Origin of the sequence: Simkania sp. (assembly GCF_965215465.1) — a bacterium.
In the GTDB taxonomy this organism is placed as follows: Bacteria; Chlamydiota; Chlamydiia; order Chlamydiales; family Simkaniaceae; genus Simkania.
Window position 1 is genome coordinate 1,980,545 of sequence record NZ_OZ244056.1, and the last position, 16,985, is coordinate 1,997,529.

The 16,985-nt window shown below is 42.4% G+C and carries 12 protein-coding genes and 1 tRNA gene; 12 read left to right on the forward strand and 1 reads right to left on the reverse strand.

Features of this window, described 5'->3' with window-relative positions; all coding sequences use genetic code 11:
• Positions 1-7: 7 nt before the first annotated feature.
• The 4 genes from ACOOFG_RS09360 (at position 8) to ACOOFG_RS09375 (ending at position 5,352) form a co-directional block, all read left to right on the forward strand.
• Complete coding sequence (locus ACOOFG_RS09360) at positions 8-1,336, forward strand: ComEC/Rec2 family competence protein (protein WP_420421207.1); 1,329 nt, start codon at positions 8-10, stop codon at positions 1,334-1,336.
• Between the two features lie 206 nt (positions 1,337-1,542).
• A tRNA-His gene (locus ACOOFG_RS09365) sits at positions 1,543-1,619 on the forward strand.
• 56 nt (positions 1,620-1,675) lie between these two features.
• Positions 1,676-3,958: a DNA translocase FtsK 4TM domain-containing protein gene (locus ACOOFG_RS09370; RefSeq protein ID WP_420421208.1), complete on the forward strand. Its 2,283-nt coding sequence runs from the start codon at positions 1,676-1,678 to the stop codon at positions 3,956-3,958.
• A gap of 62 nt (positions 3,959-4,020) precedes the next feature.
• Positions 4,021-5,352: a response regulator gene (locus ACOOFG_RS09375; protein ID WP_420421209.1), complete on the forward strand. Its 1,332-nt coding sequence runs from the start codon at positions 4,021-4,023 to the stop codon at positions 5,350-5,352.
• Here ACOOFG_RS09375 and ACOOFG_RS09380 read toward each other — a convergent pair.
• On the reverse strand, positions 5,349-6,113 hold the full coding sequence (locus ACOOFG_RS09380; RefSeq protein ID WP_420421210.1) for an MBL fold metallo-hydrolase: 765 nt from the start codon (positions 6,111-6,113) through the stop codon (positions 5,349-5,351). The genes ACOOFG_RS09375 and ACOOFG_RS09380 overlap by 4 nt on opposite strands.
• 179 nt (positions 6,114-6,292) lie before the next feature.
• On the opposite strand from ACOOFG_RS09380, the gene ACOOFG_RS09385 reads away from it, so the two are divergent.
• The 8 genes from ACOOFG_RS09385 to ACOOFG_RS09420 all read left to right on the forward strand — a co-directional run bounded on the left by ACOOFG_RS09385 (position 6,293) and on the right by ACOOFG_RS09420 (position 16,678).
• Complete coding sequence (locus ACOOFG_RS09385) at positions 6,293-6,574, forward strand: hypothetical protein (RefSeq protein WP_420421211.1); 282 nt, start codon at positions 6,293-6,295, stop codon at positions 6,572-6,574.
• A gap of 66 nt (positions 6,575-6,640) precedes the next feature.
• Complete coding sequence (locus ACOOFG_RS09390) at positions 6,641-8,287, forward strand: hypothetical protein (protein WP_420421212.1); 1,647 nt, start codon at positions 6,641-6,643, stop codon at positions 8,285-8,287.
• Between the two features lie 181 nt (positions 8,288-8,468).
• The gene (locus ACOOFG_RS09395) at positions 8,469-10,394 is read left to right on the forward strand and encodes a hypothetical protein (protein WP_420421213.1); all 1,926 of its coding nucleotides are present in this window, start codon (positions 8,469-8,471) and stop codon (positions 10,392-10,394) included.
• 114 nt (positions 10,395-10,508) lie between these two features.
• A complete protein-coding gene (locus ACOOFG_RS09400; RefSeq protein ID WP_420421214.1) occupies positions 10,509-11,819 on the forward strand; it encodes a hypothetical protein in 1,311 nt (436 codons plus the stop codon).
• A 111-nt stretch (positions 11,820-11,930) separates the two neighbouring features.
• Positions 11,931-13,898 carry a hypothetical protein gene (locus ACOOFG_RS09405; protein WP_420421215.1) on the forward strand — a complete coding sequence of 656 codons (1,968 nt, stop codon included), beginning with the start codon at positions 11,931-11,933 and terminating at the stop codon, positions 13,896-13,898.
• A 208-nt stretch (positions 13,899-14,106) separates the two neighbouring features.
• Positions 14,107-14,802, forward strand: coding sequence for a hypothetical protein (locus ACOOFG_RS09410; protein WP_420421216.1), 696 nt, complete (start codon positions 14,107-14,109; stop codon positions 14,800-14,802).
• Positions 14,799-15,470 carry a hypothetical protein gene (locus tag ACOOFG_RS09415; protein WP_420421217.1) on the forward strand — a complete coding sequence of 224 codons (672 nt, stop codon included), beginning with the start codon at positions 14,799-14,801 and terminating at the stop codon, positions 15,468-15,470. Before ACOOFG_RS09410 ends, ACOOFG_RS09415 begins: the two co-directional genes overlap by 4 nt.
• Positions 15,471-15,592: 122 nt before the next feature.
• On the forward strand, positions 15,593-16,678 hold the full coding sequence (locus ACOOFG_RS09420) for a hypothetical protein (protein ID WP_420421218.1): 1,086 nt from the start codon (positions 15,593-15,595) through the stop codon (positions 16,676-16,678).
• The last annotated feature ends 307 nt before the right edge of the window (positions 16,679-16,985 follow it).

The window sequence follows — 16,985 nt, forward strand, 5'->3', positions numbered from 1 at the left end:
TTTCTTGATGGAGAAAAAAATTTTCACCTTTCTCGTGATTGCTGGGGGCTATTTATATGCTCTACTGCTCACCCCACTTCCTCACTTATCTGAGCCTACTGCGGGCAATGCTCTTTTCCATATTGAGCAAGTCAAGCGGCATCCCACTCCCTTTAAACCCTTGCTTGTTTATGAAGGAACCCTCCGCTATTTCCATGGAGAAAATGAAACCTTCTACCGTCTTCCCTGCCGTCTCTATATGCCGATCAAGAAAAATCGCCCCCGTGCATCTCACGATTACTTTCTTCAAAACGTGTCGCTCATGGAAATCTCTCCTCATCGTTATGTGCTCAAAACATCAAAGAAAACATCTTGGCAACCCATACTTAGAACCAGAAGTCAAGCCGAGTGGCGCTTTCAAACAAAAGAAAAAGTACGAAAATGGGTGAGAAAAAACTTTTCAGAAAAGCCTGTCCAGCATCTGATTTCTGGCCTCCTAACCGGACAAAAAGAAAGTCGCCTACAAACCTTTCAATTTGGACAAATAGGCCTCCAGCACTTGCTTGCAATCTCAGGTTTCCACTTTGCAATCTTAACTTTCTTTCTCGCCTTTTTACTTCGACGGTTTTTGCCCCGCAAAGGGATGGCCCTCCTTCTAATATGTTTGCTTTCTGCCTACTTTTACTACATGGGAGAAGCTCCTTCAATTAGCCGTGCATGGATTGGGGTCATCGTCTTTTTAGGAGGGATGCTATTTCAGAGAAAAAGTGCGCCTCTTAATGCTCTTGGAATTGGCCTACTTGCCGCTTTGATTAGTAAACCCTTGATTATTTTAGACGTTGGGTTTCAGCTCAGCTTTGCTGCAACATTTGGAATTCTCGTTTTTTACGCTCCAACAGAAAGGAAATTGCAGCAGATTTTCCCCAAGAGGACCTTCCAAGAGATCAAACTATTTTCCTCTCTTAATCAATGGGGAGCCCTCGTGTCAGTCTATTTAAGAAAAATTTTCGCTCTCAATGGAGCGGTCCTCATTTTTACTCTCCCAATTGTGCTTTTCCATTTTCACCACTTTTCCTTCTTAAGTCTCGTTTACAATCTTTTTTTTCCTCTCCTTTTTACCCTTTTAATCGGACTCCTTCTAATCAGCTTAATCCTGCCGTTTCTCTTGCCCCTACTCGCAGCATACGCAAGCTTCTTGCTCAAGCTTGTCGCTTTTGCCCCAAAAAGGCTGATGTTTTGGCTCCGTTTTCCGGAATTCCCTCTTGAGCTTGGTGTGTTTATCTTCCTTGTCCTTTTCCTATGGGGAACTTATCTTCATTGGTCAACCTCAGTCATCAAAGAATGGAACTATAGCTGAACTGTTTAAAATTGGGTCATTTAGCGAGATATTTTTGGTGGTTTTTGGATTCTTAAAAGCGAGACCATTGTCCAAGTAACAAGGGGAGATTTTAAGAAGCTAAAGGACAGCGGAAAGATCCGGATAAACGCCCCAACTTTAAAACAGTTCAGCTATAAATTGACCAAAAACGGTCAAATCAGTCAAAATAGTCACTCTACTCGGTGGCGATCGTAGCTCAGCTGGTTAGAGCGCCGGATTGTGGTTCCGGAGGTCGCGGGTTCGAAACCCGTCGTTCGCCCCATTTACATTCCAATTTTTTTCTGCTATCTTGCAAATTGGAATAGATAGAGAATCCAGATGTCAGACAAGCCGAAAATCAAAGCTCACCCAGAAATCAAAGGTCTTTTGACCCTCACTTTCACTCTTTTTCTCCTTCTTTCTGTTCTAAGCTTTGTTCATGGGATCCCAAGTGCCAATTGGCTCGGTCTCATTGGTTACTATGTCGCTTTGAGTTTGCTCTACACCTTTGGACTCGGAACTTATCTCATCATGGGATATTTAGGCTGGATTGGATGGCGCTTTCTTACGACCGATCAAAAGCCAAAGTTTAGAGTAAAAACGCTCTATTTTTCACTGCTTCTTCTTTCAGCTTGCCTACTTCTCAATCTCATTGCCGAAACAAGTGGCGTCCCTTTCCCTTTTTTGCAAAAGCGGATTTTTTCTGAAATTTACGTTAATGGTTACCCTGCACCCCACCGCATTGTACGTTTCAATTTAGGCGGTGTTCCTCTTTACTATCTCTACCACGATCTCCCCACCTTCAATCTCGAGCATCTCCTCAGTAACATCGGAGTCTTTATCACTTTTTCAGTCACCGGTCTTTTTTCACTCATCTTGCTCACAAACACACGGGTCATTCCTCTCTTTAAAAAATTCCTCCACTTTTTGAAAGGAGCACAAGTCCTACTCGTTAAAGTGATCAAAGATTTAAAGCCTTCGCGAAAAGCTCCTGTTGCACCTCTGCCTCAGCCGATTCTTAGGCAGCCTGAGCAAACTCCTCCTCCAACGGAAGCAATTGTCGAGCCTGTAATCGAACTCGAAGAAGACGACCCCACAGTCAAAGTGACAACACTACTCGATCGCAAACCCAATGGAAGCCGAGGAAAAACGGCAAAAAATAACAGTTATGAAGGAGAGTACAAGCGGTACCGCCTCCCGCCTCTTAATCTTCTAACCAATGCTAAAAAAGTGGATCAACCTACATTGAAGCGAGACCTTACGCGGCAAGCAGGCATCCTAGAAGATACACTGCAAAGTTTTGGCATTGAAGCAAAAGTCGGTGAAATCAACTGCGGTCCGACGATCACTTCATTTGAAGTGCATCCTCCTATTGGAGTCAAAGTTCAAAAAATCAAAGTGCTCGAAAACGACATCGCTCTCAATTTGCAAGCAAAATCGATCCGTATCATTGCTCCCATTCCTGGAAAAGCTGCTGTCGGCGTTGAAATTCCCTCACCTTATCCGCAAGAAGTGAGCTTCAAGGAAATGCTCGGTGAATACATTAAAGGTAAAAAACTGCACATTCCCGTTTTGCTTGGACAGACAGTGACAGGCGACAATATTGTGACCGATTTAACAAAGATGCCTCACTGCATTATTGCGGGAGCCACCGGATCAGGAAAATCTGTTTGCATCAACAGCATCATCATGTCGATTCTGATGACGGCGCGCCCCGATGAAGTCCGTCTCCTCCTCGTCGATCCGAAAAAAGTTGAACTCAGTTCTTATACGAACCTACCGCACATGATTGCTCCGGTCATAACCGAAGCCCATGGCGCTTACGCAGCATTGAATTGGCTCGTCAAAGAGATGCAGCACCGCTATGAAATTCTCAAACACTTAGGGCTACGCAATATCCATTCATTCAACAGTCGTCGTCCCCGCGTCGAAAAAGAGCAAGATGCCCCATTTGAAATCCCTCGCAAAATGCCGTATCTCGTTGCAATCATCGACGAATTTGCCGATTTGATGATGGCTTCAAGTTCCGATTTAGAAACTCCCATTGCGCGCATTGCCCAAATGGCCCGAGCCGTTGGAATTCACCTCATTTTAGCAACTCAACGTCCTTCACGTGAAGTGATTACCGGTCTCATCAAAGCTAACTTTCCCACGCGCATTTCTTTCAAAGTTGCGAGCAGAGTGAACAGCCAAATCATTCTCGATGAAAATGGCGCCGAATCTCTTCTCGGAAATGGAGATCTACTCTTCTTGCCTCCAGGTTCTTCAAACTTGATCCGTGCCCAAGGTGTTTTCATTCGTGATGAAGACATCAACCGTGTGATTGAACACATTGAAAGGCAAGCTCACACTCAATATCTGATCAAATCTTTCGATCAGATGGCCCCAGAAGATGTGATGGGAGGCGGTGATGAGCCAAAAGATGACATGTATGAGCAAGCCTATTCAATTGTGACTCAGACAGGTACAGCTTCAACAACCTTCCTTCAAAGAAAGCTCAAAATTGGGTACGCTCGTGCGGCTTCCCTCATGGATGAGCTCGAGTCTCGAGGCATCATTGGTCCTCAAGAAGGAAGCCGTCCACGCCGAGTCCTGCAGGGCACTGCAAAAAAAGATGTATAAACATTCCCCGACATTTGCTAGAGATAAATTAGGAGTAAGGTAAATCCGGATACGCTCTCGCCATGAAGGAAAAAAAACGGATTCTCATTGCAGATCCCTCAACAGCTTTGCTGGACGCAGTTGTCACTGCTTCGGAAGCAAACGCCTATGAGATTGTGGTCGTCAAGACAGGTCCGGCTTGCATCAGAAAGCTGAAAGAGTTCGAGCCCGACCTTGTTATCATTGACCTCATGGTACCTCATATTCATGGGATTGAAATCCTTAAGATCATTAAAACCAACTCCCGCTTGAATTCGACAGGTGTCATCATCACCTCTTATCATGTGATGATCCAAAACTACCATGCCGCAATCGAAGAAGGTGCCGATTACTTTTTAGTCAAACCGTTTGAAATCCCTCAACTCTTTCAACTCATCGAGCGGTACTTCAAAGGAGACTTAAAACCGGAACCCTTCACCATGAAATCTGGCTGTGTCATTGAGCAAAACCACTGTTACCACCCGATTCCCTCAACCTTAACTTCTTATCTCCGTTTTTGGGGAACACGCGGGTCCAACCCTGTATCGGGGCCACAGTATGTGCGCTATGGAGGAAACACCTCCTGCTTAGAAATCCGTCACAACCAAGAGCTCATCATCATCGATGCCGGCTCGGGAATCCGCGAGCTTGGAGACACCATCGACGTCGAAAACCATCACACCATTCACCTTTTCATTTCCCATACCCATTGGGACCACATCACAGGCTTTCCTTTCTTTAGCCCTCTTTACAAAAAAAGTTGCAATGTCGTTGTCTGGGCACCCGTGGGGTTTGAAAAAAGCACAAAAGAACTCTTCACAAACATGCTCGCTTATGCTTACTTTCCTGTGCGTCTTGATGAGATGAAAGCTCAAGTGACCTTTAAAGAACTGCGCGATGACAAACCCGTTTCCATCGGTGACGTCGTCATTGACTCCCACTTCACAAACCACCCTGGGCCCACCGTAGGATTTAAAATCAAAGTCCCCGGAAAAACAGTCGGCTACATCACAGACAACGAGGTTCTCCTCGGCTATCACGGTCATCCCAACTGCATCCATCAAAAACACCCCCTACTCGAGCCGCACCTCGACCTCATCGAGTTTCTCAAAGACTGCGACATGATTGTCCATGAAGCGCAATACTTTCCCGAAGAGTACTACCGGAAAACAGGTTGGGGCCACTCTTCCATTTCTAACGCCACCGTCTTACTCAAATACACCGGATGCAAAGAGTGGATTGTCACACACCATGATCCCAACCACAAAGATTCTGACCTTCAAACAAAAGCGCAGTTGCACAATGACATTTTAAAAGAGTGTAACTTGAATATTCACGTCGAGATCGCCTACGACGGTCTCTTACTCCCTCTCTAAAAAAAGATTTTCTCGCTGATTTTTTCTTGATATGCAATCGAAAGTCCCACTTCTTCTTCTAAATGCTCACGCACTTTTTTCAGTGCCAACTCAGGATTGTTACACTCTTCAGACAAGTGAGCAAGGTAAACATGCTTCAGCCCCGGATGTTTGATTTCCTTGAGGAGATCAGCACACATTTCATTCGACAAATGCCCCTGCCTACCCAAAACGCGCTGCTTGTAGATAGGTGGCCTCGGGCAAGCATAAACCATTGATGGTTCGTGATTTGCCTCCACATACAAATAGTCACAATCGCGCAAGTGAGCCGTCACAAGAGTGGTGACATACCCTAAATCGGTACAAATTCCCACTTTCATTCCCATAAATTGAAAAGTAAACGCGACCGGATCAAGAGTGTCGTGCTGCACACTAAAAGGATGAATTTGCATATCCCCAAACTCAAACGGCTCCCCTGTCGAAAAGATCTTAAAGCGAGGCATCATTTTCATGTTGCTCAGAATCGCTTTTGCCGTTTCGCTATTCGCGAAGACAGGAATTTTGAGCGAGCTACACAGTTTTTCAAGTCCCCGAACGTGATCGGAATGTTCGTGGCTGATCAAAACCGCATCGATCTCTTCAATGGAAACATCAATTTCAGCAAGCCGTTGCTGCAACGCGCGGTAACTAATGCCAACATCAATCAAAAGCTTGGTTTGATCTGTTCCAAGATAAAGAGCGTTGCCTTTGGAGCCTGATGCGAGGGGACAAAAACCTTTCATGCCAGAATTTTTTAGCACACACCTCGAATCCTTTTCAAACAATTTTTGCTCTCAAAGTTCTATCTCACAATTTCTAATGTTAAAATTTTATTTACTAATCGATTTATTGGTTTGACAATATTAATTACATCTTTTTATACGTAAAATTCGTTTAATAACCTGACTGTTGGGTTTATTTTATGGAAGCCAGAAAAGAGCTTCTTACAGAAATTGACACTACAATCGATCAACTGATCGAAAATGGAGAAACTCTTCAGCGGATCTCTTCAGATCCCAAGTATACTGTGGAAGCCGCAGCTCTTGAAAAAACGCAAGAGAGCTTGCTCGCACACCTCATGCACCTTCAGTCCTACCTCCAAGAAAAAGGAGAACCTCCCCCAAAACTCACTCCATCTGTTAAAAAAATTCTTTCCCGCCCACGCGTGCGACACGCCAAGCTCAAAAAATTCCTCACTCCTTAAAAATACTTTCTCTTAAAGCCTTTTTTCCCATATTATTTCATGAAAAAAGTCAATTTGAGGGAAATAATGGCAAAACCAATTACCAATAGTTCTGCACAAAAAAATTCATTTACAGATTACCTGCCCCCTGTAAAAGAGCTAGCGATTCGCACAGCTACATATGGGGCAACTTCATTATTACTCGGCAGAGTCAATCCTGTTGCTCTGACCATTTCAACTTTGAATGCAATCACAGTTTCCTTTGCAGAGCAATTCGCCCAAGCTGAAGAAACAGGTCTTAAAAAAATGATCGTCGCCCTGGCTTCTTTAGCTGCGTCTACTTTCGTTGTCACACAAGTCGCTTCTGCAATAGTTGGGCAAGCCTCACTTGCCTTCACGCAAGACTTTGCATTGCAACTTGCTTTCTTCAACGCGCTTGGGGAAACTGTTTTATTTTCGATTCCTTACATTGCAAACTGGGATACTCCCAAGCTACCCGAATCTGTCAAAGACTTAGACAAACTCTCTAAAAAAAATCTCCTCCATATGCGCAACCACTTTGGAGACTTCAAAGCCATGATCCCTGAAGTCTTTAATGCATTTGTGGACAAGCTTGCTGCATTAGAAAAAGAAAACCTTGTTCCTAAACAACCCAAAACGCTAGAAGACATCAAAAATTTAGACGCTTTTGAAGTCCGCTACTTTTATGAGCAGCTAAAAACTAAGTCACTCGCAAGTATCATGGATCTTGACAAGGAAAAAGAATGGGAAACCCTTTTCAGCCGTTTCATTGAGCAGGGCTACCCTCTTCCAATCGACACCTTCGACGGATATCCCAAACAAACGCTTCTGTACATCCGTGATAGTTTTCAAGATTTTAGATCAATGAACTCTGATAACTTTGTCTCGAATCTTGAAGAATATACAATCCCTTTGCCTAACCCGCCAAAAACGATCGAGGAGATTCAGCAATTAGATGCCTTCGGCGTCCGCTACTCGCATACCTTTCCAGAGAAAATGAACGCTGAAATCTTAAAACTCGAAGCACAAGAGCCTTGTTGGGCAGCCCTCCATACCCGTTTTTATGAAGAAGATCTTCCTCTTCCAAATGGAGACACCATTCAAAAGATTAAAGAAGATCAAGAGAAAATTAAATTTATTACACTTAATAAAAGGGATTTTTACCTCATAAACATTGATCCTTTACCAACTCTCGATGAAGTACAAGCATTTTCAATCAACAGGCTTTCATGGCTTTATTGTCAAATCCATCGCAAATTTGAATTATTTAAAACTTACTCGATCAATGATCAGATCGCTTTAAATGCACTCTTCTATGAAAAATTTGAGACAACATTCCACTGCAGCCCTACAATGGCTGACATTGCTGACCTTTCTGATGAAAGTGCAAAAAAGCTTCATGACTATTATGAAAAGAGTAAGGATAGCCGATTCCTTTGCTTGCCAATGGAAGTCAAAAAAGCATTAAATGAGCGCTTTAGGCAACTTCGTGAGCCTTTAACGGCACTTTCAACCACTTATTCTCTTCCTTCACTAGATGAGCTCGAAAAAGAAAATCTCTTTCTTTTACACGACTATTTCAAAAATAATTTGGAGGAGTGGCAAAAAGTTGATGAAGAACGAAAAATTGCGTTCAATAAACTTTTTAGAGAAACTCAGGAAACGATCAAAAGTGTAGATTTGGGATTAACTGAATTTCCCCTCACACACTAAGAATGAAATACATAGAGGCGCTTTTCGCGCCTCTTCTCTCTAACAATTCATGTCCTAGAATCTTCACCACCCTCGCGTGCGGCACGCCAAACTCAAAAAGTTCCTGACGCACTAAAAATCCTTTCTCTAAAAGCCTTTTTTCCTTATCATTTCATGAAAAAAAGTCAATTCGAGGGAAAAAATGGCAAAACCAGTTACCAATACTCCTGCACAAAAAAATTCATTTACAGATTACCTACCTCCTGCAAAAGAGCTAGCGATTCGCACAGCTACATATGGGGCAACTTCATTATTACTCGGCAGAGTCAATCCTGTCGCTCTGACCCTTTCAACTTTGAATGCAATCACAGTTTCCTTTGCAGAGCAATTCACCCAAGCTGAAGAATCCGATCTCAAAAAAGTGATTATCTCCCTAGCTTCTTTAGCTGCGTCTACTTTCGTTGTCACGCAAGTCGCTCCGGCAATCGTTGAACAAGCCACACTTGCCTTCACGCAAGACTTTGGATTGCAACTCGCTTTCCTCAATGCGCTTGGGGAAGCTGTTTTATTTTCGATTCCCTACATTGCAAACTGGGATGCACCCAAGCTACCCGAATCCACCACTGACTTAGACAAACTCACTAAAAAAAATCTCCTCCACATGCGCAACCACTTTGGAGACTTCAAAGCCATGACACCCGATGTCTTTAATATATTTGTAGGCAAGCTGGAAGCATTAGAACAAGAAAACCTTGTTCCTAAACAACCCAAGACGATAGAAGACATTAAAAATTTAGACGCTTTTGAAGTCCGCTACATATATGACCTAGTAATGTTTGTAAAAGATAAAACCCCTGAACTTTTAAACTCGGTTCCCTTCACAGAAGCTTATTTCACCCGTTTCATTGAGCAAGGCTATCTTCTTCCCGTCCATGATTTCGAAATACATACCGAAAAGACTCTTCTTCTCATCCTTGACAATTTTGCAGACTATTCACCAATGGCTCGAGCGACTTTTAAATCGTTTGTCTCAAAGCTTGAAGGTCTGGCTAAAAAAGACATTTTCCCAAAACCTCCAAAAACACTTGACGACATTAAGAAATTGGATGCCTTCGAACTTCACTATGCTCGTTACTATCCAACAAAAATGAATACCGAAATCAAAAAAGTCGACAAACAAGCCCCCCTTTGGGAAGCGCTATACCTACGTTTCATTGAGCAAAAGATCCCTCTTCCTACCAGTAATTTAAAAAGACATACCAAAGAAACCCTTCTTCATATGCACGATCACTTTGAAGACAATAAATCAATAAACTTAGGTAACTTTAAAAATTTTGTCCTGCATCTTAAAGAGCATAACATTTCTATGCCTACCCCTCCAAAAACTATCGACGAGATTCAGCAGTTAGACAGTTTCGGCGTCCGTTATGCGCATACCTTTCCAGAAGAAATGAACGCTGAAATCATGAAAACTGAAGAATGGCAAAGTCTTTTGGAAGTGCTTAACACACGTTTCTATGAAGAAGATCTTCCTCTTCCTAATGAAGACACCATTCAAAAGATTAGAGAAAATAAAAGTGGTTATTACGCCATAAAAATTGATTCTTTACCAACTTTCGAAGAGGTGCAAGCTTTTTCAATCAACAAGCTTTCATGGCTCTATTGTCAAATCGGAGGACAGTTTGGAGTTTTTGCGACCTATTCGATCAATGACCAAATGGAATTAAACAAAATCTTTAAGGAAAAATTTGAATCAACATGGCACTACAGCCCTACTATGGCTAACATTGCTGACCTTTCTGATGAAAATGCAAAAGAGCTCCATGCATATTTTCAACGCATTCAAGCAAAAAAAGAAGGCCACAGATTCCTTTGCTTGCCAATGGATGTAAAAAACGCCTTAAATGAGCGCTTTACAAAATTAGCTGAGCCTCTCGCTCCTTTCGGAACCACGGCCGACATCCCTGAGCTTGCAAAGATCAAAGAGCAACAAGCAAGTACTTGGCATAATTATCTCACAAATAATTTTGAAGAGTGGGCAAAAGTCAATAAAGACCGACAAGTTGAATTCAACAACCTGTTTAAAGCTAACAGCTTAGACGAAATAGTGCTCACTCACACTGACTAAATCTTGAGGGGCGCTCCTCGCGCCCCATCTTTCAAAAAAGAAGCTTTTCACAAACCTTGCATTCCTATATAATTTTTCCCAGTCAAATCAAAAATTTACTCGGGGTTCGAAATTATGGAATCTGCAACACCAAGCAGCTCAACTCAAAAAAGTTCTTTTACAAGTTACTTCCCAACAGTCAAAGAACTTGCAATCCGCACCGCAACTTATGGTGCAACATCTTTGTTATTAGGTAGAGTCGATCCAGTCGCTTTATCCCTTTCAACTTTCAACGCAGTGACCGTCTCTTTCGCTTCACAATTCACAAAGAACGAAGATAAAGCCCTTAAAAAGGCAATCATTGCAATGGTTTCTTTAGCTGCCACAACATTCGTTGCAATGAATGCAGCTCCAGCTTCCTTAGTAGGACGCGCTGCTCTTGTCATCCAGGACTTTGCATTAAAACTTGCTCTTTACAACGCCCTTGGCGAAGCCGTTTTATTTTCACTTCCTTATCTTGCCAAATGGAATGCTCCAAAGCTTCCTGAATCTGTTGAAGAGCTCGATAAACTCAATGAAAAAAACTTCCTTTACATGCGTCATCACTTCGAGGACTTCACAGCTATGACGACCGATGTGTTTACAGCATTTGTCACGAAGCTCGATGAGATGAAAAAAGAAGATATTTTGCCGAAGCCTCCCAAAACCGTAGAGGAGATTCAGCAGCTAGATGCATTTACTGTCCGTTACGCGCATGCCTTCCCAGATAAAATGAACACTGAAATCAAGGAAGCCGAAGATCAAAAACCTTTTTGGGAAGCTCTCCACACGCGTTTCTATGAACAAGACCTTCCTCTTCCAAGAGGAGAAACCATCCAAAGCTTCAATCCAAAGGAAAACGGTTATTTCTACATAAAGATTGATCGTTTACCAACTCTCGAAGAAGTCCAAGCTTTTTCTATCAATCAACTCTCATGGCTCTATTGTCAAATCGGAATACAGTTTGAAGTTTTTGCGACTTATTCGATCAATGACCAAATGGAATTAAACAAACTCTTTCAGGAAAAATTTGAATCAACATTCCACCACTACCCTACTATGGCTAACATCACTGACCTTTCTGATGAAAATGCAAAAGAGCTCCATGCATATTTTCAACGCATTCTACCAAACGAAGGCCACAGATTCCTTTGCTTACCATTGGATGTAAAAACAGCACTAAATGAGCGCTTTACAAAATTAGCTGAGCCTCTCACTGCTTTTGGAATGACTGCCAAGATCCCTGAGCTTGACAAGATCGAAAAGCTAGGACCTAGGAACTGGCATCTCTATTTCACTAACAATCCTGAAGAGTGGAAAAAAGTCGATAAAGACCGACAGTTAGAATTCAATAAACTGTTTACTGGCAAAGACTTCACTGCAATTGAGGTCACTCACAAAGACTAAATCTTGAGGGGCGCTTCTTGCGCCCGATCTCTCTAATACCCCTTCCCATAAATCTCTTCATTCTATATAGTCTCTCCCAATCCAAACAAAAATTTCATGGGGTTAGAAATTATGGAATCTGCAACACCAAGCAGCTCATCTCAAAAAAACTCTATTACAAATTATTTCCCGCCTATCAAAGAACTTGCGATCCGCACAGCGACATATGGTGCAAGTTCCTTATTAATGGGCAGAGCCAATCCTGTCGCACTCACTGTTTCAGTTTTTAATGCCGTGACAGTCTCGTTTGCAACGCAGTTCGTGACTGAGGACGATCAGGCAGTGAAAAAAGTCATCGTTGCAATGGTTTCCCTTGCTGCGGCTACTTTCGTTGCAACTAAAGCAATCCCTGCTCTAGCAGGGCGTGCAGCACTTGCTCTCACACAAGACGTTGTCTTTAAGCTGGCTCTTTTCAATGCCCTTGGCGAAGCCATTTTATTTTCGGTTCCTTATATTGCAAACTGGGACGCCCCTAAACTTCCAGCGTTTCCTAAAGACCTCGATGACCTCTCAGAAAAAAACCTCCTTCACATGCGTCACCACTTTGAGAACTTTAAAGCAATGACACCCGTAGTCTTTGCTGCATTTGTCAAAAAGCTTGAAACGCTAGACCAAGAAGATCTTTTCCCTAAAGTACCAAAAACTGTGGAAGACATTCAGCAATTAGACGCCTTTGGAGTCCGTTATGCGCATGCTTTCCCAGAAATAATGAATGCTCAAATCGTCGCACTAGAACATGAGCTTGATTTTGAATCAGACACAGATCAAAAACCTCTTTGGGAAGCCCTTTATACCCGCTTCATCGAACAAGACCTTCTTCTTCCGCTCGATGATTTCGACAGACATAGCAAAAAAACCCTTCTTCACATCCGTTTTAACTTCGAAGACTACAGGTCAATGGATAGTCATACTTTTGAAGACTTTGACGGTGCGCTTGAAAAGTTAAGACAAAAAGATCTTTACCCAAAGCCGCCAAAAACTTTAGAAGACATCCAAAAGTTAGACGCTTTTTCTGTCCGTTACGTCTTCGAGAACCTTGAAGATGATATGGATCAGGGCATCCTCGCAATTAAACCAAAAAAAGATCAAGAACCACTTTGGGAAGCTCTTTTCGATCGCTTCATCGAGCAAAAGGTTCCTTTTAAAGACGGTGATTTCGAAAATATGCCCAAGAAGCACCTCCTCCACATCCGCAATCACTTTCAAGATTTCGCAGCAATGGATAGGGGAGCTTTTTTAGATTTAGTTCATTGTCTTGACCCCTACATTGACGAAGGTGTTTTCCCTAAGCCCCCACAAACTCTAGAAGATATTCGGCAGTTGGACGCATTTGCTGTCCGCTACGCCAATTGCTATCCAGGGGAAATGAACAGTGAAATAGATCTGCTAGAAGAGCCAGCCCCCCTTTACAATGGCCTTCACTTACGTTACTTCGAGCATGATCTTCCTCTTCCAGGCGAATTGACTGTAAGAAGAATCATTGATGGAGAAAGACGTTTCCCTTCCCTTAAGTTGGACCTACGCCCATCCATTGAGGAAGTGACAGAGTTTTCAAAAAACCAATTTGAATGGTTCTTCTGTTATATGAGAACGAGCACTGACTTTGAAAAATATTCTTTAGAAGAACAAGTCAAGCTCAACGAGCTTTTCTTGGATAGGTTTAATTGGAGATTTTTTTACCTCCCCAAAGATATAGAAGAGATCAGAACGCTTTCCGATGCTCCTGCAAAAAAACTCTTTGATCGTTTTTCAACTAATATCCATGAGTTTATTCGTCATTTCACAATGGCACAGAAAAATGCCTTCAACGAACGTTTCAAAACTGTAGAAGGCTACAAAGAGCCTCTTCATACGATATACACCCCTATAAAATTAGAGGAAATCCAAAAGTTAGAGCACGGTTCTAGTTGGCATCCTTATTTTGTGAACAACCCAGAACAATGGGCAAGACTTGATAAAGAATGCCAAGAAGCGTTTAACAAGGTGTTTACTGAAGGCAGATACCGTTATTCACCTATCGCTGTCACTCATTCAGATTAAATCATTAGGGGCGCTCCTTGCGCCCCATCTTTACGGATGAGACTCACACCTCTCTAAAAAAAAGGATCTAACCATCTCAACTTAAAGAACTAACGGAAAACCTTCACCACCCCTGAATTAAAATTCTTTATTTGATTCCCATTAATTGCAAGGTCTTTTATAATCCTTCACATTGTTTAAACTTTTTCTTAAATTTAAGGATTGAGATATGGCAAAACCAACTCAGGTAAATAACCAATCATACCTACAAACATTGTTTGATGTAGCTTCGCACACAGTTGTTGGTGCTGGAGCTGGTGCTCTTGTTTCGAAAGCATTCTACCCTCTTCAAATGAAAGAAGGTGCTATTTTCGGTGCAGCTCTTAACACTCTTGCAGCTGGCGGTCAGCAACTCGTTAAGCTTGCTGGATTCGAAGAGAATCTTGCTAGCAAAGCAATCGTTTCTGCAGCAGTTTTAGGTGCAGCATTCTTCGCAATGACACAGCCTAGCGCGGCTCCTCTTCTTGGACGTGTAGGTCTTGACTTCGCGAAAGACGCTCTCATGAAGTACGTTGCAGCAAGCGTCGTTGCAGAGCTCGTTCTTGGTGTTGTTCACTCATACGCTAGCGGTACAACTCCAGAAAGCTTCGTTGCTAAAAAGTCAGACGAAGAAGTTAAAGAGATCTACGAAAAGTGGATTGAACTAACAACTAAAAAAGACGAAGAAGAGCCACAAATCCCAGAACCTTTACAAAAAGCTTTCTATGCTCGTTTCGAGAAAGATGGTCTTTACGCAGCAACTGTTAAAGATTTCAAAAGCTCTAAAGATGTCGTTGACGCTCGTGCAGACGTAATCGTCTTCATCTTCAACGCTGATCCAGAAATGCCTTCTTTGACTGAAGCAGGTCAAAAGTCGGTGAAATGAAGCTTGCTGAAAAGCCAGCTGATAAAGATGCTGCTGAAAAGCTAGACCCTGCTGTTGTAAGATATGCATTTAACCATTACGCAGTCTTCACAAAAGACATGGATAAAGATACAAAAGCAGCTCTTGATGCGAAAATCATCGAAGCACATGCTAAGAAGCCAGAAAAGGAAGAAGATGCTGGAAAAATGACTCCTGCTCAACTTACCTTCATCTACGCTAACTTAGACTCTTACACAAAAGACATGGACGCTAAAATCGTTACAGCTCTTGAAGAGGCTATTCTCAAAGCTGGAGTGATCAAAGCTGAAAAGCCAGCTAACAAAGATGATGCTGCAAAAGTTGAAGGTCTTCAACTTCGCGCTCTAAATGCACAGCATGAAACTATCTTCGGTGCAGATCCTAAGTGGGCTGACGTTGAAGTGATTACAGCTCTTAACACCGAGTATAAAAAGGCTGGACTTGCTGAGCAAAAGGTTCCAACAAAGCCTATGGGGCCACCACCACCACCTGCTAAGTCTACAACAGACAAAATTGTTGACTGTGGAAAAGCTGTGTTTGGTGCTATTGTTGGTCACCCTAAAACAACAATGGCGACTTTAGCTTACGCAGTAACTTATGGCGTTGAGTCTTACATGGGTTGGGATGTTCCTTACATTCCAGGTATCTAATATTAGATTTTTTACAATCTAATTGCTAAAAAGAGCGCTCATTGGAGCGCTCTTTTTTTATGTCTTTTTTCTCTAATTCCATGTTATTCTTATTGCGGTTTTTTTTAAAAAAGAGGTCACTCATGGAATTTCAACTACCTTCTTTACAAGGACAAACTCCCACAGATTTTGCTCTGCGTGCAGGGCTATATGCCGCATCAGGTGCTTTAGCTTCTCAATTCAGCACACTCACTGTCATGCATGGTGCAATCGCTGGTCTAGTGAATAGCTTGAGCGTCCAAATTGGGCAAACAGCCATCAAAACAGATGACACGGCAAGTCAAAAAATTCTTGCAAGTATGGCTCCTCTTGCCCTTTCAACAGCCCTTATGACTGCCCTTGCTCCTCGCTTGAGCCTTCCTTTAAGTCTCTATGGTGGGATCACTCTTTTCCTTTGCAATGCAGCTGGTGAAATCGTCAAAATCTTCGCTCTGAGCTACCTCGCAGCCCCTGTCGTTCCAGAAAAAGCTGAGGAAATTAAAGATTTAAGTGATGCCGGAGTTCGTAAGCTCCACGCAGATTACGCCAATCAGAAAGATAAAGTTGGAGCTAAGGCTCTTCCTGCACTTCATGCCCGCTTTTATGCACTTGATCTTCCCCTTCCAGAAGAAAAAATATTTGCAGAAATGCGTAAAGCAAATGAAAAATTTGAAATCACTGAGCTTGCCCTCCCTCAATCAGAGAAAGATGTCCAAGATCTATCAAAAGATCAGCTCCCTTGGCTTGCGTTTTCTCTGTTGCAGCACGGTGGGGTGTCTAAGCTAGATTTCAAAGTTCAAGCAGCCTTACTTAATGCTATGAAAGAAATCGGCTTTAGTTTTTACCTCACTCCAAAAACTCCGGGTGATTTGATGGATTTCAAAGACGACGAGGTCATCCAAGCTTGGCATACTAGATATAAAAATGACTCCACACGATGGATAAGCGTCCCACCTGCATTAAAAGAAGCGTTTAACAAATGCTTTACAAACCAAGGTCTGACTCCCATTTCGCTTACATTCAAGATCCCTTCTAGGATAAAAGAGATAGGTAAGATGAACAAAGAACAATTCCAAGAAGTTTATGATCACTACAACACGCATCGTGAAGAGTATGATGAGTTACATCGTGTTCTTAAACTCGAATTCAACAAAAAGGTTAGCGAATTTCATTTTGCTCCTTTGAACTAGGAATGATCAACATCACAGAGAGAATTTTCTCTCTGTGATCTACATATAGTCATCTTCATACGGAGTGTCGCTAACAAAGTTTGTGCGCGCACTGCGATCCCTGTTGACCTCAAAGAGGATTGCAAATAGGTTTCTTAAAACGTAACGTCTTCGTTTGATCTTTATCACAGAGATCTCGAAATCGTCAGAGAAAAGTATTTTATTCTCTCTCTGTTCTCCGTGGTGAAAAAATAATCACAGCCTTATCTAAAAAACTCCCTGTGGTTGGCAAATGACGACACTATCTAGCAACTTGAACTCTAGGTTT